General features: G+C 57.9%; 14 protein-coding genes. 4 read left to right on the plus strand and 10 right to left on the minus strand.

Features of this window, described 5'->3' with window-relative positions; genetic code table 11:
* Positions 1-148 precede the first annotated feature (148 nt).
* Positions 149-1,075 carry an acyloxyacyl hydrolase gene (locus ROI90_RS10585; RefSeq protein ID WP_315998315.1) on the minus strand — a complete coding sequence of 309 codons (927 nt, stop codon included), beginning with the start codon at positions 1,073-1,075 and terminating at the stop codon, positions 149-151.
* Positions 1,076-1,527: 452 nt separating this feature from the next.
* On the opposite strand from ROI90_RS10585, the gene ROI90_RS10590 reads away from it, so the two are divergent.
* The gene (locus tag ROI90_RS10590; protein ID WP_315998316.1) at positions 1,528-2,283 is read left to right on the plus strand and encodes a porin family protein; all 756 of its coding nucleotides are present in this window, start codon (positions 1,528-1,530) and stop codon (positions 2,281-2,283) included.
* 174 nt (positions 2,284-2,457) lie between these two features.
* The gene (locus ROI90_RS10595; protein WP_315998317.1) at positions 2,458-3,126 is read left to right on the plus strand and encodes a porin family protein; all 669 of its coding nucleotides are present in this window, start codon (positions 2,458-2,460) and stop codon (positions 3,124-3,126) included.
* 177 nt (positions 3,127-3,303) lie between these two features.
* Here the strand turns inward: ROI90_RS10595 and ROI90_RS10600 are convergent, their stop codons facing one another.
* The 9 genes from ROI90_RS10600 to uvrA form a co-directional block, all read right to left on the minus strand.
* Positions 3,304-4,668 carry a dipeptidase gene (locus ROI90_RS10600; RefSeq protein ID WP_315998318.1) on the minus strand — a complete coding sequence of 455 codons (1,365 nt, stop codon included), beginning with the start codon at positions 4,666-4,668 and terminating at the stop codon, positions 3,304-3,306.
* Between the two features lie 79 nt (positions 4,669-4,747).
* A complete protein-coding gene (locus ROI90_RS10605; RefSeq protein ID WP_315998319.1) occupies positions 4,748-5,170 on the minus strand; it encodes a hypothetical protein in 423 nt (140 codons plus the stop codon).
* Positions 5,171-5,210: 40 nt separating this feature from the next.
* Positions 5,211-5,852 (minus strand): glycerol-3-phosphate 1-O-acyltransferase PlsY, encoded by a 642-nt coding sequence (gene plsY, locus ROI90_RS10610; RefSeq protein ID WP_315998320.1) that lies wholly within the window; start codon positions 5,850-5,852, stop codon positions 5,211-5,213.
* 229 nt (positions 5,853-6,081) lie between these two features.
* Positions 6,082-11,319 carry a hypothetical protein gene (locus ROI90_RS10615; RefSeq protein ID WP_315998321.1) on the minus strand — a complete coding sequence of 1,746 codons (5,238 nt, stop codon included), beginning with the start codon at positions 11,317-11,319 and terminating at the stop codon, positions 6,082-6,084.
* A gap of 208 nt (positions 11,320-11,527) precedes the next feature.
* Positions 11,528-12,364: a 50S ribosomal protein L11 methyltransferase gene (gene prmA / locus ROI90_RS10620; RefSeq protein ID WP_315998322.1), complete on the minus strand. Its 837-nt coding sequence runs from the start codon at positions 12,362-12,364 to the stop codon at positions 11,528-11,530.
* Between the two features lie 93 nt (positions 12,365-12,457).
* Positions 12,458-12,838 (minus strand): DUF6150 family protein, encoded by a 381-nt coding sequence (locus ROI90_RS10625; RefSeq protein ID WP_315998323.1) that lies wholly within the window; start codon positions 12,836-12,838, stop codon positions 12,458-12,460.
* Between the two features lie 147 nt (positions 12,839-12,985).
* Entirely contained in the window at positions 12,986-13,750 is a 765-nt protein-coding gene (tpiA, locus tag ROI90_RS10630) for a triose-phosphate isomerase (RefSeq protein WP_315998324.1), read from the minus strand.
* 178 nt (positions 13,751-13,928) lie between these two features.
* A complete protein-coding gene (locus ROI90_RS10635; RefSeq protein WP_315998325.1) occupies positions 13,929-14,735 on the minus strand; it encodes a hypothetical protein in 807 nt (268 codons plus the stop codon).
* Between the two features lie 200 nt (positions 14,736-14,935).
* Complete coding sequence (uvrA, locus tag ROI90_RS10640; protein ID WP_315998326.1) at positions 14,936-17,770, minus strand: excinuclease ABC subunit UvrA; 2,835 nt, start codon at positions 17,768-17,770, stop codon at positions 14,936-14,938.
* A gap of 200 nt (positions 17,771-17,970) precedes the next feature.
* Between uvrA and ROI90_RS10645 the strand changes: the two genes are divergently transcribed.
* Positions 17,971-18,894, plus strand: coding sequence for a hypothetical protein (locus ROI90_RS10645; protein ID WP_315998327.1), 924 nt, complete (start codon positions 17,971-17,973; stop codon positions 18,892-18,894).
* A 333-nt stretch (positions 18,895-19,227) separates the two neighbouring features.
* Positions 19,228-19,656, plus strand: coding sequence for a hypothetical protein (locus tag ROI90_RS10650; protein WP_315998328.1), 429 nt, complete (start codon positions 19,228-19,230; stop codon positions 19,654-19,656).
* Positions 19,657-19,751 lie beyond the last annotated feature (95 nt).

The raw sequence follows: 19,751 nt of genomic DNA on the forward strand, positions 1-19,751 counted from the left end.
AGGTAGTTAGGCAAAACTGCCGGCTTAGGTACAGAGCCGCAATTACCACTTACCCAAGTGTGCCTACTACCTTCCGAATCCTCATATACGTTTCCCCAACTGTTCTCCCGAACTTCCTTGTTCAAGTATTTCCTTGTTCAAGTACTTTCTACAACCTCACTCCTACCCGGCACTCAACTACATCGGCAGAGCCGCCGTGTACTTTCAGGTCAACACTGCCGAACACCCGATTAGTGAAATGATATTTCAGCCCTAACCGCTCGTAGTAGAAGTTGTTGGATTTATAGGGGTTATACACATAGACCCCCAGGTGCGACACAAACGCCAGCCGCCCGAACAGCAGCTCATGGCCCACGTGTACCCCAGCCTTCTTTACATCGGGTAGTCGGCTATCGGCCTGGGCCGTGTCCTGTATCTGCGCTAGCAAGCTTCGGTCATAAAACCCCTCTGCCCCAACCACCAAGCTACTTTTGCGGTTTATGCGCCGGCCCACGGCCAGCGTCACGGAGTTTACCCAATAGCGGCGGTGGTCGGTGGTATTGCGCTGCTTCCAGCCTACTGAGCTACTCAAATTCCAGAAAGTATGGCCTATGTCGGTCGGCTCGGGTGGGGGCGCGGTACTCAGCGGCCGGAATGGGCGCTGCTGGTGGTAATTAAGCCCTAACACCACGGTGGGTAGGTTTACCCCGAAATTAGGCTTGGTGGTAGCGCCATTGGAATAATGATTCAGCCCCAACCCCAGCAACAGCCCCAGGTGCTGCGTAAGGGCTACATCATACTCCAGGCGGGTCTGGATGGTGGCGTTGAGGGCCGAGCTGACGATGGTGTTTTTGTGGTTGGTATCCGGATTATAGCGTACCGGAAAGTAGCCCACACCCGTGCCAATACGAAAATTCAGCTCCTGCCGCCGGGTGCGCCAGAACGATTTATTGATGTACGCAGTAGCGGCATAAGAGCGGCCCAGCATCGGGTTGTGGTAGTCGTAGTACACCAACGCCAGGCCTACTTTGGGGTAGCGGTACCAGGCATGCCAGGGTTCCGAGCCGTTCGTTTGGCGCTGCAGATTCAGTTCCACCCCGGTTGGGTGTGATACGGCCAAGTGCTTAACAGACGCTGTGTGTCCCAAGATAAAGCTGCCTTGTCCATACGCCCCAACCACCCACGGGGCAGCAGACTGATGCTGAGCCTGCACTTTTTGTACTCCTCCCCAGCAAAGCAGCCCAAGCAGCAGCTGCCTGTTCCAAAGTATCATACGTTCAATAGCAAGCACCCCAGCCAAAAGTAGCACAATCAGGCCGTTACTGTTCAGGAAACCCGCAGGATTTATGCTTCTGATAATTCCCTATAACTGTTGAGGTTAATGGGAAACACTGGGGCTCCGCCAAGATGATTCTCAAATTAAATATGACTTTTACCGCAACCCTGGTACCCTAACTTACGCTAAGAGCCCCTGAAAACCACGAAAGACGTGGCTGTGAAGTTGAGAGGACGCTGCTGGTCTGTGCGTTCAAACCACCCCCTATTGACATGAAAAACATTGCTCTCCTGGCCGCCCTGGGCGTGGCCTCCGTTTCCGCCGTACACGCTCAGGACGCTGGCGGCTTCCGCCTCGGTGTGAAAGTGGGTGGTACCTACTCCAATATCTCCGGCGACAATGTAAGCCAGATTACTGGCGCTGGCTACAGCACCGACCTGGGCGACTACAAATTGGGCTACAATGCCGGGGTAGGCGTGAGCATTCCGCTTTCTTCGGATGGCTTCTTCTCCTTCGCCCCAGAGCTGCTCTACAACCGTAAGGGCTACGAAATTCAATCAAAGCAAACGGGCAGCCTGGGCACCGAGAACGGCAAAACAGTGGAGAGCCGCGAAATTGAACAGCAACGCGTGCTGCACTATCTAGATGTGCCACTGCTTGCTAGAATCAACGCGGGCGGCTTGTTCTTTGAACTAGGCCCACAGGTAAGCTACCTGTTCGGCTCGAAGAACAAGCAGCAAACCACCACCAAATATACCGATGGCACCAAGGTTAAATCTGATAATGACAGTGGCTTCCGCGACTACACCGGTATCAGCCGCGACGAAGCGTACAAGTCGGATCTGGCGCAGTTTGACATCAGCGGCGTAGCCGGCGTGGGCTACATGACCGACGGTGGCATCAGCCTGGGCCTGCGCTACGCCCGCGGCTTCAACTCCCTCATCGACACCAAAGACCAGGATAACGAGCCGAAAGCATTCAACAACGCCTTCACTCTGCAACTGGGCTACCTGATTCCGACGAAATAGTTGGATTACTGTATCAGAATAGCTGCTCCCACCGTGTGGGGGCAGCTATTTTTTTGGCTGATGCATACCTCTTTGCCTGTATATCTGCGTTTAAGGCAGGGTGCTGGCACGCTTTTCGTTCAGCTAGTTTAGTTCCATGCAGTTCCTCTTTCTCACTTCAATTCTGTTGTGCTCATGAAAAAGTCAGTACTAGCCGCTGCGGCCCTGCTCGCTACTGTTGCCATTTCCGAGTCGAAAGCCCAGGGTATTCGCTTCGGCCTGAAAGGCGGTGGCAACCTCTCCAACATCTCGGGTGATTTGACCAACGAGGATCAGTATAAAAACAAGTTTGGGTTCCACGGCGGAGCCATGCTGAACATTGGCCTGCTCGACGACGGTTTTCTATCGGTGCAGCCGGAAGTACTGTTCTCGCAAAAAGGCTTTACCTACGCCGATGACGAGTTTACCGTAGGCGGCCTCAAGTATAAGTACGACGGTGACCGGACCTACAACTATATTGATGTGCCGGTGCTGCTGAAGGTCCGCGCTGGCGGAGCTTATTTTGAAGCCGGCCCGCAGTACAGCTACCTGCTTAAGGTGAAGGATGAGTCCAGCGTATCGGTGAATGGCAACACAGCCTACCAGCGCAAGGGCGTGGCAGACCTCAGCAACGTAAACCGCAACGAAATAGGCTACGCGGCTGGCTTAGGCTACCAGGCCGACAACGGCTTTATGCTAGGCCTGCGCTACAACGGCTCCTTCACCGATTTTGCCAAGGACGGCTACACCGGCGACGCCGATGTGCGCAACGCCCGCAACTCGGTATTCCAGGCCTCGGTAGGCTTCCTGCTACCCGGCAAATAAGCATTATCTGCTTTATCAAAAACGGCCCTGCTTCCGGTTGGAGGCAGGGCCGTTTTTGTATAGTAACACACCTGCCTGTGCGGCAATCTGCGTCAACTTCCTGCCATTCTATATCCTGCAAAAATGCCCAGCTACTTATGCAGTAGCCGGGCATTTTTGCATAGCAGCAAGCGTTGCTTAGCCCTTCACGGCCGCCGCGTAGTTGCGGTAGAAATGCGGGATGGTTTCGATGCCTTTCAGGAAGTTGAACACGCCGTAGTGCTCGTTGGGCGAGTGAATGGCGTCACTGTCGAGGCCGAAACCGAGCAGCACGGTATCCAGGCCCAGCTCGCTCTTGAACATGGCCACGATGGGGATGGAGCCGCCGCCGCGCGTAGGAATCGGGCGCTTGCCAAAGGTGGTTTCCATGGCATCGGCTGCCGCTTTGTAGGCCACCGAGTTGGTGGGTGTAACTACTGGCTCGCCGCCGTGGTGGGGTTTCACCTTCACCGTCACGCCGCTGGGGGCAATGCTTTCGAAGTGCTTCTGGAACAGAGCCGTAATTTCGTCGGATGTCTGGTTAGGCACCAGGCGCATGGAAATCTTGGCGTAGGCTTTGGAGGCAATAACGGTTTTGGCGCCCTCGCCGGTGTAGCCGCCCCAGATGCCGTTCACATCCAGCGTGGGCCGGATGCCGATGCGCTCCACGGTGGTGTAGCCCTTTTCGCCGTAGGTATCGGGCAGGCCGATGCTCTTTTTGAATTCGTCGTCGGAGTGCGGCACGCGGTTTAGCTCGGCGCGCTCCGCGTCCGTCAGCACGGCTACGTTGTTGTAGAACTCGGGGATGGTGATGTGGTTGTTTTCGTCGTGCAGAGAGGCAATCATCTTACAGAGCACGTTGATGGGGTTGGCCACGGCACCGCCGTAGAGGCCGGAGTGCAGGTCCCGGTTGGGGCCGGTTACTTCCACCTCGTGGTAGCTCAGCCCGCGCAGTCCCACCTCAATGCTGGGCTCGTCGTTGGCTAGCATGCCGGTGTCGGAAATCAGGATGACGTCGGCCTTCAGCTTCTCCTTGTTGGCGCGCACGAAGATGCCGAGGTTGTTGGAGCCGATTTCCTCCTCCCCTTCAATCATCACCTTGATGTTACAGGGCAGGCCGCCCTCCTGGTTCATCACCTCCAGGGCCTTTACGTGCATGTACACCTGGCCTTTGTCGTCGCAGGCGCCGCGGGCGTAAATCTTCTCGTCCTTGATAACGGGCTCGAACGGGGGCGAATCCCACAGCTCGTAGGGGTCGGCGGGCTGCACATCGTAGTGGCCATACACCAGCACGGTGGGTAGCGCGGGGTCAATGATTTTCTCGCCGTACACGATGGGGTTGCCGGCCGTGGGGCACAGCTCCACGTTTTCCAGGCCAACTTCCAGGAAGCGGGCCTTCAGGTACTCGGCGGCCTGCAGCACGTCGCCGTGAAACTTGGGGTCGGCGGAAACCGACGGAATACGGAGCCAGTCGATGAGTTCGGTGAGGAAACGCTGCTGGTTCTGCTCGAGGTAGGAAGCCATGCGGGGTGGGTTAGGGGTTGGAAATGCGGAGGTAAAAGTAGTGGATGCCGTTCAGCAAGCAGAATTTTACTCTGCCTGTTTAAAATCTAAAGAGGTCATGTAATACACGCGTTACGCGGGGTAAGAAGTAGTATTTCCTGTCGTCATGCATTTCCACCACATATAAATTGATGAACACACTGCGTATGGAGTTGATGGCAGCGCGTGGGTGCACTACTGCTTTACCGTAACGCTTGACTATTACCTCTTCATCCGTCAGGAACACGAAATGCAGCAGGTAGCTGACGGCTACTGCGAGCAGGAACAGCACCGCCAGAGAGGCAGCTATGGGCACATACGCTTCAGCCGGAACCTTATCCCACCTCACCAGTAGCGTTACGGCCAGAATAGCTAGGAGGAACATAATCGGCCCTCCATATTTTGGCCAGTATGTCAGCCGGGTGTGCTGTCTTATCCCTGGACTTGCCAGCCCGGCCGGCACGTCCGATTTCCCAAAAAACATACAGTAGATGGCGGATTAGAATTGATTTGAATGCCCATCATCATTTCTTATCCCAGGGCATGGGCACGCGGCTTTCGGTGCCGGCGCGCAGGCGCTGGATGTTGGCGCGGTGGGTATAGATGAGCAATCCGGCCACCACGAAGCCAAACCACAGCAGCAGCTGGTTATCGGGGCGGAACGGGGGCAGCAGCTGTAGCAAAGCAAACACCACCCCGGCCGACATGCTGCTCAGGGACACGTAGCGTGACACCAGCAGCACCGCAATAAACACCAGAATGCACACGCCCACGGTAGCCGGGGCAATGGCCAGCATCACACCCAGAATAGTCGCCACGCCCTTCCCGCCCCGGAACCCGGCCCAGATGGGGTAAATGTGCCCCACCACCGCCAGCACTCCGCAGGCCAGTTGGTAGTACAGCAGCTGCGAGGGCAGAATAGCACCCTGGTTCAGCATAACGGTAGCCAGGGAGGTAGCCACCCAGCCCTTCAGCACATCCACGGCCATAACAAAGGAACCGGGCTTCTTGCCCAGCACCCGGAAGGTGTTGGTAGCCCCGGAGTTGCCGGAGCCATGCTCCCGGATATCCAGCCCGAAAAACGCCCGCCCGACCCATAATGCCGTGGGAATGGAGCCAATGAGGTAAGCGGCCACCAGCAGGCCGAGCACTAAGGGGAGATTCATGCGGGAAGGGAGTAGCAGTTCAGTCGATGGGGTAAAGATACGGAGCCGGGGCGCAGTCGTTCCGGTCCGGCGGCGGCACGCCGTCGGGCCGGTTGAAGGTAGCTGACACCCACACGACAACGCACCAACATCAGCTTGCTGCAACAGGGCCCGACGGCGTGCCGCCCGCCGGACCGGAACCGACCTCATAAACCAACGCCCCGGCCGCTGGGCGGTCGGGGCGTTGTGATTACTCTTCCCCGAAGGGGTCGTTGGCGTCTTTCTTCTTTTTCTTCTTGGACTCCTTTTTGGGCTCCTCCACCGGGGCATCGGTGGGCGGGGTGGCCTCCACGGCTTCGTCCTTTTTCTTCTTCTTTTTGCCGGTTTCCTCAGCGGGGGCAGCGTCGGCGGCGGGAGTTGGGGCGGCTTCTATGGGCTCGTCCTTTTTCTTCTTTTTCTTGCTGGTAGGCTCCTCCACGGGCGGGGCCGCGTTGGGGTCGGCCTCCAGGGCTTCATCCACTACGTCCTTTTTCTTCTTCTTTTTCTTATTGGCATCCTGGTCGAAGTCGAAGTTGCCGGTAGGCTGGGGCTGAGTAACGTTTACCTTCTTCTTGGCGGTTTCCTTGAGGAAGTCCTTGCGGAAGTGGTTGAGGAAGCTCTGCACTTCCTGGTCGTCGCCGAGGTAGAAGCCGTACTGCGTGGCCGTGTTGTAGTCGCCCTTGGCTTTTAGGCCAATGATTTCATCATAGGAGCCGTGTTGGGCTTTGGTTAGCACCACATTGTTGGAGTATTTGATGTAGTACCAGGTTTGGGGCTCGGCTTCCAGGTACAGCTCCACGGCGTCGCCGGTGCTTTCCTTCTTGATTTCGATGTAGCCGTCAATCAGGGCATTGATGTCCTTCTTGCCCACGCTTACCAGGCCAATTTTGCCCACCGAGTACCACGACTTGAACTTCTCATTCCAGCGCAGATTCACCTGGCTCAGCACCACCGTGTGCAGAAACTTGGCCGACACCTTTTGCAGGGGCACGTAACCGCCCTTGCGGGTACTGTAGTCCTGCACGGCCTTATTGCCGATGAACTCACCCATTTTGTAGAGTTGAGCCGGGGAGCCGTTGAGGGCCTCTGGGGCGCCCTTGGCGTTAGTGGCCAAGTCGGTGCCCATGGCCTCCACCGCTTTTTCGGGCAGCACAATATCAAAGGCCATAAAGGTATCCAGGTCGTAGAGGTTGCTGTCGGGCTTGGCCGTGCCCAGGCCGGCCGCCGTGAGGGTGTAGTCCTTGTTAGAGTTGATCAGGTTGAGCTTACCCCGGAAACTCATCTGGCCCGTAGAATCCTGCAGGCTCAGCACCGAGCCCTCGTATACATCGGGGTCGTTGGGGTCGTGCTGGCTGATGGCGTAGGTTTTCTTGCGGATGTTGTAGGTCAGGTTGCCATCCACCTCAAACAGGTTCATATCCGTCACGCCGGGCTTAGCGGCCACAAACAGCGGATATATTTTGCTGGTACCATCGGCCATGAACAGGCCCGTGAGCATGGGCGTACCATCCTCGGCCTTGGGCTTGTTAAGCTTGATGCGGATGGCCTTGGGGTCGATGGTATCCTGCACGGCAAACCACTCGGAGGCCGCCGCCGACTTCACGAAGTTCAGCTTGGCCTGCCCGTCGAAGGTGAAGCCCTTTTTCTGGGAGTTCATGGTGATGCCGCCCCGGTACCCGATGCGGGGCGCGAGGTTGAACTTGTCGGTGGCGGCCAGGGTAGCTACGGCAATGGTGGGCGGCGAGGGTGGGGTTTCCGTCTCGTCGCCGGCCGGGCCGCGCTTCAGTAGGCCTTTGGCCACGCCGCCGGTGCCCTTGCGCCCCGCCGAAGCCAGCATGGTCGCCGCAGAATCAACGTGGAAGTTGGCAAACTTGATGGCGAAGGAGTCGGCGGAGGTTTTGTAGCTGTACAGGGCGTTGCCCGAGAAGGCCGTGCGCGACAACACCCGAATTTCGCCCTTGTATAGGTTGTGGTACTTGCGCAGGGTGTCCATCACAATACCGGCGTTCTGGAAGGCCCGCATTTCGGCGTTGGGCAGAATGTACACCTTGCTGGAGTCGGGCAGTATCCAGGCATCGGCCGAGGAAATGCGCGGTACCCCGCCGGCTACCAGGCGGTAGCGGCTCAGATCGTACTGGCCGGTGGCCGCCTGAAATTTCAGGCCCCGCTGCTCTGGTTTGGTGCTATAAAAGAAGGAGCGGGAGGAATCGGCCCCGGGTGCCAGCTGCAGCTGCACCAGCTTTTTCTTGAAGTCCCACTTCCCGCCCGACAGCGTGGTACGGTACTGCGAGTAGGGCAGTTCAATGCTGGATTTGCTGTCGTCCGCCTCCCGGGCAAACTCCGTGTTGCCGGCTTTCAAATCGTAGGTGAAGCTCACGTTGTTGGCCGTAAGGGCCGGCTTGTTCACCTCCGCCGATTTGATGTTCAGCGTAGACTTAGAGCCGGTGTAGCGCGTGGGCTTAAAGGCAAACGAGGTGGAGCGGATAAACGACTGGGGCCCGTCCATGCGGCCATCACCGAACAGGCCGGTGGGCGTGTAGGTGAGCGTACCCTTGAAGCCGTAGGTATTGTCGTATACCTTGAAGGCCTCGCCCTTGTCCTGGCTGGTGAGGTACATGGAGTCCTGCTTCACGGCCCACTTCATCTGGTAGCCGGGCAGGAACGTCACCTTGGCAAACTCCGTCCCGTTGAGCGGCCCCGGCAGAATGGAGGCCGTTTTGCCCACCGTTACCACCGAGTCCTTGTAAAAGATAAACTGGTCGCTCTGGAAGTCGCCGGTCAGGTACTTGATGTTGCCGATGCCTTGGAAGCCGTGGTTGTTCATGGCCACCTTGTTGAACAGGCGCCCTTTGCCCCCGTACAGCGGAAAACCGTCCTTGGGCACATTGTACACAAAGCCCAGGGAGCCGTCGTCCTGCATGCTCAGCTTGGTATCGAAGTTGGGCACAATGCCCCCGCTCACGAAGGTGCCTTTGAAGCCCACGGCCGCCCGGTTCTTGTTGTTCAGAGAGTCGAGCTTGAAGGGCGGAATATCGAAGTACATGGTAGTATCGTAGGCTCCGCCCAGCACTTCGGGCTTGTCGAAGAACACGTAGGCCCCGGTGCTGGCGTCAAACGAGGGGTAGGCCCCCAGCTTCTTGCGGCCCGATTTGTTGTTGGGCGCGTTGATGTAGAGGCGGCCGGCCGAGTTCTTCTTCTTGTTGGTCAGGGTCCAGTCCAGGTCTTTGCGAGCTTTCATCACCGAGCCCTTGGAGCCCTTGCCCTTCACGATGATGGAGTCAATCTTCACCAGGTCGATGTAGAAGCCGTCGTAGTCGAACTTGAACTCCTTGCCCTTGAACACGAAGGCTGAAGCCACTACGGTACCGTTGAACAGCACACCCCGGTTTTTTTGAATTCGAATCACCGAGGAATCCGGCTTCACAAACACCGTCACGGAGTCGTCGGAGAAGTTGAACCGGTCCACGCCCCGCACAATCAGGTCGTTGGTATTCAGGTCCAGGGTGGCGTTTTTACCGTTCGGGGCCAGGCTCTTGATGGCAATGTGGTCGTAGTCCTTTTTGCCCCGCGACGAGTTTACGTAGTGCAGCGCCTTGGGCAGCAGCACAATCTGGTCGGAATAGGGATACCAGGCCACGTACCCGTCGCGGGCCAGGCCGGCCACGGCGGAGCGCACGTTATCGGGCTTAAGCTTGCGGAAGCTGGCCACCTCCTGCACCGTAAACAGGCGCTTGTTGCCGTTTTCCATGCTGTAGCCCACCACCATCTGCAAGGGGTGCAGCTTGTTGATGGCCTTGATTTGCTGGTAGCGGGTATTGGTGTAGAACTCCTTGCTCTCGAAGTTGGCCGTTACCTGATTTTTAGCGGTCAGCACGCTGAAGTCGATGTGGGGCGTGCGCACGGGCCAGGTCAGCAGTTCGGCCGCCACCTCCATCTGGTGGTAGGAGTCGTAGTAGGGCGTGGATTTGTAGAGGCCCTCTTCCCGGGCCAGCTGCAGAATCTGCTTGCCTTTGTTGTACTTCAGCTTCACGCCGGGGTGGGTGAGCGAGTCCTGCTTATCCTGAAAAATGGACACCTGCGCGTGCTGGGCCGTGATGATAGAGTCGCCGAGCACGTAGGCCCGGGAGGAGGCCCGGAACTTGGGCTTACCATCCACATCCACAATAATGCGCGACATGGCTCCGTCCAGGGAAGCCGACAATGCCCGGTTGCCCGTGAGCGAGAAGCCCCCGAAGTAGCGAATATTCTCGCCGATGTTCTTCACGCGGGCATCGTTGGTGGCGGAAATGAAGCGCGGATAGCCCGATACCACACCCACTTTGCGCTGCACGCTTTTGTAGGCAAACCAGCCTTTCACGGGCGTTTCCAGCACGGCCGGGTAGGTGAGCGTAACGGGGTTGGCCACAAACTCGGCCTTCAGAATATCGAAGTCGTAGGCGGTAAGAGCCACCGAGGCGGGGTTGCTGTTTACCTGCCAGGCAAACTCCCCACCGTAGCCCACAAACCGGTTGCTAGCAGCCACCACGGCCCCGCTGGTTTTGCGGATGTACACTGAGTCGGAAGGCGACACCAGAAACAAGTCGGCATCCTTGAGCATGATGGCTGGCCCCCGGGTAGGCGGCGGCAAGTACGTATCATAGGAAGGTACGGCGGCCGCATCCCAGCCCGAGTCGGCGGGCTTGGCGGCGGCGGTACCGGTGCTCTTTTTGGCGGGGGTACTCCAGCCGTCATCGGCATTGCTCCAGGGGTCATCGTCGCCCCAGCCGCTGCTTTTTTTGGTGCCGGCTTTGGTGTTAAGTGGTTTGGTAGAAACGGTGGGCGTAACCGGCGCGGCCGGAGCCGGGGCTGGTGGGGCCAGGGAGGGCATATCCTGGGCGTGGTAGGCAAAGCTGAACGTCCCTCCCACTACTTGCAAGGAGCTGTAGCGCGACTTGTGCAGAAACTTGGTGGCCAGAAACGAGGCGCTGGTGGCCAGAAATTTCTCGGCGTCGGCGGGCTGCTCCTTTTCCAGGGTTTTGCCCGCTACGTCCAGAAACTCCGTCATCTGCTGATCGGAGAAGTTCTGAACCAGGGCGCCAGCGGCAATGGCCGTGTAAAACTGCTCGAAGTGGGGTTTGGGCCGGAACTTGCGACCCAACATATACTGGCTTAGGGCCACAATGTAGCGCTGCTGGGTGGCCGTAAGGCGGTTGCTGGCCCATACCTGCTGCAGGCGGGTGCCGGCCGCTTTAGCCGACGCGTTGTTGGTAGTGGCCATCATCGACTGCACATCCACCATAAACTGCTCGGGCTCCGAGCTGAGCTTACCCGCAAACTTGGGCAGCACCGGCGCCGCCGGTGCGGGTTCACCCTTTTTAACTGGCTGGGGCTTTTGCTGCGCCCAAGCCGGAGCGCCAACCCCCAAGCCCACTATCACGGCGCAAACCCATCTAAAAGCGAAGTGCTTCATATACCTATCCACAGAAACCTGATTACTCGCCTACAATTTCAGCAAAAGACAGCACTTTCCGGTGTCCAGAGGCCTCTGCCTATCCACAATCATACTCGGGCTTTTTTTCGTTCAATTCTGAGTGTCAGCCCTTTTTCAGCAAAAACCCTACCGCCCTGGCCGGCTGGCCCAAGCGGTAGGGTTTTATGGCAAAAGCCAGAAGTGGCGCTTACGCAGGCTGCCGAAACACGGCCGAAACCCAGTGATTCTGCACCAAGTGGCTTTCATACACAAAGCCGGCTTTTTCGGCAGCCTCCCGGATCAGGGGCAAATCGTCCTCGTAGAAGCCGCTGAACAGAATGGGGCCGCCAGGCTTGAGGTACTGGGCATAGGCACCCATGTCCTCCAGCAGCACGTTGCGGTTGATGTTGGCCAGAATCAGGTCGAAAGGAGCTTCGCCTTCCAGGGCGGTTACGTCGCCGAGGCGGGCTTCCACTTTGTCCTGCACGTTGTTTTCCTGGGCGTTATCGGCGGCGTTTTCGGCCGTCCAGGGCTCCACGTCCACGGCCAGCACGTAGTCGGCACCCAGATGCACGGCCATAACGGCCAGAATGCCGGTGCCGCAGCCCATATCCAGCACCCGCTTGCCCTGGTGGTCGATGTGGAGCTGGTTGGTAATCATCAGGGCCGTGGTATCGTGGTGGCCGGTGCCGAAGGACATGCGCGGCATAATCACGATTTCGTACTGCAAATCGGGCCGGGCCTCGTGGAAGGGCGCGCGCACCGACACCTGGTCGGCAATTACCAGGGGCTGGAAGTTCTTTTCCCACTCGGCGTTCCAATTCTGGCGGGTAATCACGCGGTGCGAGAACTCCAGCTCGCCCAGGCCCTCGTAGCGGCTCATGATTTCGGCCACGTTATCAGCCGAGAACTGGTCCTCATCAATGTAGGCGCAGAAGCCCTCGTCGTTATCCTCGAAGGTGTTGTAGCCCACTTCGGCCAGCTCGGCCACCAGTATGTCGCTCAGCTCGCGGGGAGCCTGCACGCGCAGTTCAACGTAATCCATTGCAGCAGTTCAGCTAGAAAGTCAGGGAAACAAAACCGTCCCGCGCCAGGCGGCGCGGGACGGCAAAGGTCGGAGGAAAAAATGGCTCCCCGGCTACTGCTTGCGGCAGCCGGCGTGGCCGCGCACTTTAGTATAGTGAAACGAAAAGTCGGCCAGGTTGCGGTTGTCGGTTACAAAGAGCACGTAATCGGCAAAGTCGCGGGAGTCGGAGAGGTACCACAAGCCCACCTTATCGGCGAAGAGCTTATTGGTTTCCTGATACACCAGCACGTCGGCAAACGCTTCCTCCGGCTCCTGGTACACCACGCCAAAGCACTGCCCCCGGCGGCGCGGGTCGGTTTCCAGAAACACCGTACCGTAAAGACGGCAGGGGTCCACGGAGGTAGCAACGGCCGGTGCCAGCGGCAGCAGGCGGGGCGCAGGCGCAAATGGGTTGAGTGCCAGCAGGCCGGAGAGCAGAAAGGCAGGAAGCATGATCGGTATGAAACTGGCGGCCTAAAAAGGATTGTCATCCTGCGACGGTAGCCGAAGAACTTTACCACGTGGAAACGGCAATTTTCGTTCCAGCGTGGTAAGGTCCTTCGGCTACCGCCGCAGGATGACAACAGATGCAGAGTTAGCCTAGAACGACTTGATGATTTCCGTGAAGTCGCGGGACTTGAGGGAGGCACCGCCAATGAGGCCGCCGTCCACATCGAGTTGGCTGAACAGCTCACGGGCATTTTGGGCGTTGGCCGAGCCGCCGTAGAGGATGCTGGTGTTGAGGGCCGCCTCGGCGTCGTAGGCGCGGGCAATCTGCTCCCGAATAAAGGCGTGCACTTCCTGGGCCTGCTGGCTGGTGGCCGTTTTGCCGGTACCAATGGCCCAGATGGGCTCGTAGGCAATAACTACCTGGTCGAATTCCTCATTACTGAGGTGGAACAGGCCGTCTTTCAGCTGCTTGCTGATGAAGTTGAAAGTCTCGTCGGCCTCCCGGGTTTCCAGGCTTTCACCCACGCAGAAAATGGGCTTGAGGCCGGCGGCAAGGGCCGCTTTCAGCTTCTGGCTCAGCAGTTCATCATCCTCGTGGAAATACTGCCGGCGCTCCGAGTGGCCCAAAATCACATACTCCACTCCTACCGACTGCAGCATCTTGGCCGATACCTCACCAGTGTAAGCGCCGCTTTCTTTCTGGTGGCAGTTCTGCGCGCCTAGGTGGAAGCGGCCGCCCTGAGGCAGCTGCTTGCCAATGGCCGATAGAAAGGGGAAGGGCGGGCATACTACCACCTCAACTGAGGAGTTGGTGGCTTCGTCCTGCACCATATTTACAATTTCGGAAATCAGCGCCTGGCCGTCCTGGAGCGTGGTATTCATCTTCCAGTTGCCGGCCACAATATTCTTACGCATAGCGGAAAGGGTTGAGGTTGGGGTTCGGGTGCAAGTTAGGGGAATGCGGGGTAGTGGTTCCGGTCCGGCGGCTGAAAGCCGTCGGGCCGGTCGTCGTTCGGTTCATCGGCACGGGAACGTAGCAACATCAGCTTGCGGCAACCGGCCCGACGGCTTGCAGCCGCCGGACCGGAGCGTTCTATTTCGCTACTCTCCTTCCCCACCATACCAGCCCCAGACTCGCCACGGCTACCAGCCCGGCCGCGGCCAGCGCCATCCAGGCCAGCACCAGCGTATCCGCCTCCGTGCAACGGACGGCCCAAATGCCCACCAGCCCCCATGTAACGGCCGCCGGGTAAGCCAGCTCCCGGAACCGCTTGGTTACGTTGAGCGCCAGCCCCGCCACAATGCCTACCAGAATAATGGCTATTTCGATGCCTTTGGCCTCGCTCACCTGCCAGCGCGTGCCCAGGGCCACGGTGGCATTTACGGTTAGCGCCACCGAAATCCAGCCCAGGTACAACCCAAAGGGAATATTTACCCAGGCCGGAGCCTCACCCCGGGCGGCAAACTGCCGCACGCGGCCGTACACCACCGCCAGCCCGGCCAGAATACCCAGCATTACCACCAGGCTTGCAGGCAGCAGCTCATAGGCAAAAACCACCAGCCACAGACCCGTGAGCCCATTTACCAGCACCAGCGGCCGGGCTACCGCATCGGGTAGCGGGTTGCGGCGCTGGGCGGGCAGCAGCTGCCAGACCGCATACACCAGCAAACTCAGGAAAATGATGCCCCAGATGCTGAAAGCGTAGCCAGCCGGCGTAAGCGGCGTGGGGTATTTGCCGGAAACCACCGCGTTGGTCTGCCCATTGAAGGGAAACCGCTGCGACACGTAGTTCAAGGCAATGTTGCCCACAATGGCCGCCGAAGCCGCCCAGCGCCAGGCCCGGCTTTCAGTGGGGGCCGTCAACGCGTCAAAGGCAGCAGTAGAAGTAGAAGAGTTCATAAATCACAGATGGTGCAGATGAAGCCGCTGATAACGCTGATTCGTTCTACGATTTTGCGGTAAAGATGTCGGATAGATTCGGGCCTAGTTAGTTCAGTACTGGTTGTGCTGAACTAACTAGGCCCGAATCCTTTCATCCTCTACCTGATACGCCGGAACGAATTTGCGGCATCTGCGGCTGCATCTGCACCATCTGTGATTTACAGCTTCTCGGCCAGGAAACGGGCGGTGTGGTTGGTATCCTTGAGCTTTACCATCTCCTCGGGGATGCCCTCAAAAAGTAGGTGGCCGCCGTTGGTGCCGCCCTCGGGGCCCAGGTCAATTACCCAGTCGGCGCACTTGATGATGTCCATGTTGTGCTCGATGATGAGCACCGAGTTGCCCTGCTCCACCAGCGCATTCAGAGCCGTCATCAGCTTGTTGATATCGTGGAAGTGCAGGCCGGTGCTGGGCTCATCGAAAATGAACAGGATTTTATCGTTCTGCAGGGTGTTGCCCTTGGTCAGGAAGGAAGCCAGCTTCACACGCTGGGCCTCCCCGCCGCTCAGCGTATTGGCCGACTGCCCCAGGCGGATGTAGCCCAGCCCCACGTCATCCAAGGGCTTGAGGCGTTCCACAATTTTGGGCTGGTCCCGGAAGAACTCGATGCTGTCCTCGATGGTCATTTCAAGCACCTCGTTGATGCTTTTCTCCTTGTATTGCACGTCCAGCACGTCCTGCTTGAACTTGCGGCCCTCGCAGGCTTCGCAGGTCAGGTAGATGTCGGCCATGAACTGCATTTCAATCTTCACCTGACCTTCGCCCTGGCACACCTCGCAGCGGCCCCCATCAATGTTGAAGGAGAAGTGCGAGGGTTTGAAGCCCCGGGCCTTGGCCAGCTGCTGGTCGGCAAACAAGGTCCGGATGGCGTCGTAGGCTTTCACGTAGGTTACCGGGTTGGAGCGGCTACTCTTGCCGATGGGGTTCTGGTCCACGAACTCCACGTGCGTTACCTGTCCGTTCACGCCCGTGAGGCGGTCGAACTTGCCGGTGGCCTCGCCCGCGCCGCCGCCCAGCTGCTTGAGCAGGGCCGGGGCCAGAATCCGCTTCACCAGGGTGCTTTTGCCGGAGCCCGATACGCCCGTTACCACTGTCATCACGTTCAGCGGAAACTTGACGGATACGTTCTTGAGGTTGTTTTCGCGGGCTCCGGTTAGCTCCAAGGCGTTGCGCCAGGGGCGGCGCACCTTGGGTACTTCCACCGCCATGCGGCCGCTCAGGTACTGGCCAGTGTAGGTGTCCGACGTCAAGACCTCCGCATAAGTACCCTGGAACTGCAGGATACCGCCGCCGCTGCCAGCCTCGGGCCCGATGTCGATAATCTGGTCGGCCTGCTCCATCATCTTGTCCTCGTGCTCCACCACAATCACGGTGTTGCCGAGCTGCTGCAAGGAGCGCAACACGCCAATCAACTGCTCGGCATCCTTGGGGTGCAGACCAATCGAGGGCTCATCCAAAATGTACATGGAGCCCACCAGCGCCGAGCCGAGCGAAGTAGCCAACGAAATCCGCTGGCTTTCCCCGCCCGAAAGCGTGCTGCTGAGGCGGTTGAGGGTGAGGTAGCCCAGGCCCACCCGGTTCAAATACTCCAAGCGGTTGGTGACTTCCGTCACGAGGCGCTCGGCCACTTTGGCTTCGTGCTCGGGCAGGTCGAGAGTCTGGAAAAACTCCAGGGCCCGGCTTACCGGCAGCAGCACCAAATCGGTAATGCTCTGGCCCTGGATTTTGACGTACTGGGCATCTTTGCGCAGGCGGGTGCCGCGGCAGTCGGGGCAGGTGGTGCGGCCCCGGTAGCGGCTTTGTAGCACCCGGTACTGGATTTTGTGGGTCTGCTCCGATACCCACTTGAAGTATTTATCCAGCCCGTCGAAGTACTTGTTGCCCTTCCATAGCAACGTGCGTTCGGCCTCACTCAGCTCGTTGTAGGGCCGGTGAATAGGGAAATCGAAGCGGATGCCGTTTTTGAGCAGCGGCTTCAGCCACTCGCTCTGCTTGTCGGTGCGCCAGGGGGCAATGGCACCCTCGTACACCGTCATGCTCTTGTCGGGGATTACCAGGTCCTCATCAATGCCCAGCACCGAGCCGAACCCCTCGCAGGTCTGGCAGGCGCCGTAGGGGTTGTTAAAGGAGAAGAAGTTGACGCTGGGCTCCTCAAACACCAGCCCGTCCAGCTCAAATCGGTCGGAGAAAGTGCGGGTTTCCTCATCCATCTTCACGATGCAGGTACCGTGACCCTCGAAGAAGGCGGTCTGCACCGAGTCGGCCAGGCGGAACATGAGGTCCTCGTCGCCGGGCTGGATGGCGGTGCGGTCAATCATGATGAACACCTCCCCTTTCACCTCGGGCTGACCCTCGGCCAGTAGCTCCTCAATGAAGGCCGTTTCGCCGTTTACTACCACCCGGCTGTAACCCTTCTGCAGCAGCAAATCCAGCTCCTTGCTCATGGGGCGGCCATCCTGGGCGGGTTGCAGGGGGGCCAGCAGCATCACGCGGGTGCCTTCGGGCAGGCGCATGAGGGCGTCCACCACGTCGGCCACGTTGTCTTTCTTCACCTGCTCCCCGCTGATGGGCGAGTAGGTGCGGCCCACCCGCGCAAACAGCAGCTTCAGGTAGTCGTAGATTTCGGTGCTGGTGCCCACGGTGGAGCGGTTGTTCTTGATGCTGACCTTCTGCTCGATGGCAATGGCCGGCGAAATGCCCCGGATGTAGTCCACGTCGGGCTTGTCCATGCGGCCCAGGAACTGGCGGGCGTAGCTGCTGAGGCTTTCCACGTACATGCGCTGGCCCTCAGCGTACAGCGTATCAAACGCCAACGACGACTTACCCGAGCCCGACAAGCCAGTTACCACAATGAACTTGTTGCGCGGCAGGGCCACGCTGAGGTTTTTCAGGTTGTGAACCCGGGCGTTCTTAATCAGGATAAACTCGCGGGGGTCGAGTTGGTCAATAGGGTCGGCCGCGGGGGCGGTTACTTGCAGAGCGGAATTATTGGCCATAGGTCGGGTAACAACGACGGCTGGGGGTTTGGTTTCCCCAGGCTCGGTTTAGGTCAGGCGAAGGTACGGGGGATTGGCAGCGGACGAAACAGGCATCTTCATAACGGTACCCGATGCCCACAAATTCTTAACATTGCGTTACGTCACTCTATGTATTCCCGATGCCCGTTGCAAGTCCATTAGCTTCCCTATATACTGTTTTGCAAGCCGTTCGCGCCAACGCGGAAACCAACGCGCCGCTGCTCCGCAAAAACGAAGCGGCTACCCGTGCTGCCCTCATTGACCCCGTGCTACGGGCGCTGGGATGGGATACGGCCAACGTGCAGATGGTAGAGCCGGAAAAGACGATTGGCGGCGACCTGCGGGTTGATTATCTGTTGCGCGACACTACCGGCAAACCGCATCTAGTAATAGAAGCGAAATGCTTAGACGCCAGCCTAGACAAACACGGCTACGTGAGCAAAGTGCTGGGCTACGCGCTGGGATTCAAGGTGCAGACTGTTTTTATCACCGACGGTCTGAGTTGGCATTGCTATTCCAGCCTGCACAAAGGCAATACCGAAGCCATTACGTTTTCTTTGACCGATAATTTGTTGCCCGCCGCCTTACACCTGGTTCAGTGGCTGGATGCTGCCCAGAGCGGCTACGGCATCACCCTTCCGGCACCTCTGGCAATAGAAACAAGTACAGCTCCGGTCCTTACGAAGGCTATCAAGCATCCAAAGCCGCAGAAAGAAGCAGTTGGGCTAACCGAGTTTATTGAATTGACTCATATCAATACGCTACAATTACAGCCTGGCCAAAAACCCAAACAACTGCAGCTACCAGATGGGTCGATAGCGCCCGTGAAAACATGGAAGGATATTCTGGAGAAATCATGCGAATTTGTATTGCAGCACAATCAAGGCATTTCTCTTCCCTACCCCGATAAAGCCGGGAAAAAGAGGTTTTTGTTAGCTTATTCAAAACCAGAAGTTGGTTCGAGCACGCCTTCGTCCTACATGAAAAACCCCATTTTTATTTACACACATTATAGCGCTATGGATTGCATTGCCAATGCACTTCATATGCTCAAACTGACGCCTCATACATTGCAAAAAACAGTTCCAGGGGTCAGATTTTAACTCGCCCCTCTCTCGCTCGGCTATGTCTCTCTGGCTCAATTGGTACATGGATTGCGTCACGTACCTCATACCCCTGACATAAAGGATACGCCTTCACTGTCATAACGCAGTAAATCAAAGCTGCACCATCTGAAGCAATCTGGGTGGCGCGGTTGTCGTTCAGAGCGGGCGAGGCACTGCCTCCCGTCAGGGCCGGCACGTGTTGCGCTGCCCTACACTCGCGCCAGAAGGCAAATCACAGACGTACAACGTAATAAAGCGCACATAACTACATGTCCTGCGTGTGGTATGTCAACCACAGTAAATACTTCAATGGCAATCTAACAAGGACATATGCACTCATCTACTTCCCAGGAAATTGACCTGCTTCTGGAAAAGGCCAAAAGCTCTGGAAAAACTGAAGACCTCGCCGCCTTGTGGAAAGCAGCCCTGGAATTGCCACAGTGGCATTTTATAACGCGGCAAACAGCCAATATTGAAGACCGAAAACCATTTGTGGGCGTTCTGGACAATAAGCCTTGGATCTTCGTATTCACGGACCGACAGCGTGCACAGGAGTACGCGAGGACCATTACTGGTGGTGGATTTGTTGACGAAAGCGGTAACGTGTTGGTTATGTCCACCGACACCCCAAAGGCCATCGACTACCTATTGGCCCTGACCTCGCAGGGTGTGTACGGCGTCCGATTCAACGAACTGAATGGCTGGTTTTCCCCTCTCCAAAACCTGCCGGCAATTCTACAACACGTCCAGAGAGGCTGAGTAGCAGTAGCTCCATTAGGCACCTCTTGGGCCGGAATACCCATAAAACGGCACAGATGTATCCAACGCAACGCAAGGACGCACCCTCCTCGTAG

The sequence above is a fragment of the Hymenobacter endophyticus genome, assembly GCF_032464715.1.
GTDB classification, from domain to species: Bacteria; Bacteroidota; Bacteroidia; order Cytophagales; family Hymenobacteraceae; genus Hymenobacter; species Hymenobacter endophyticus.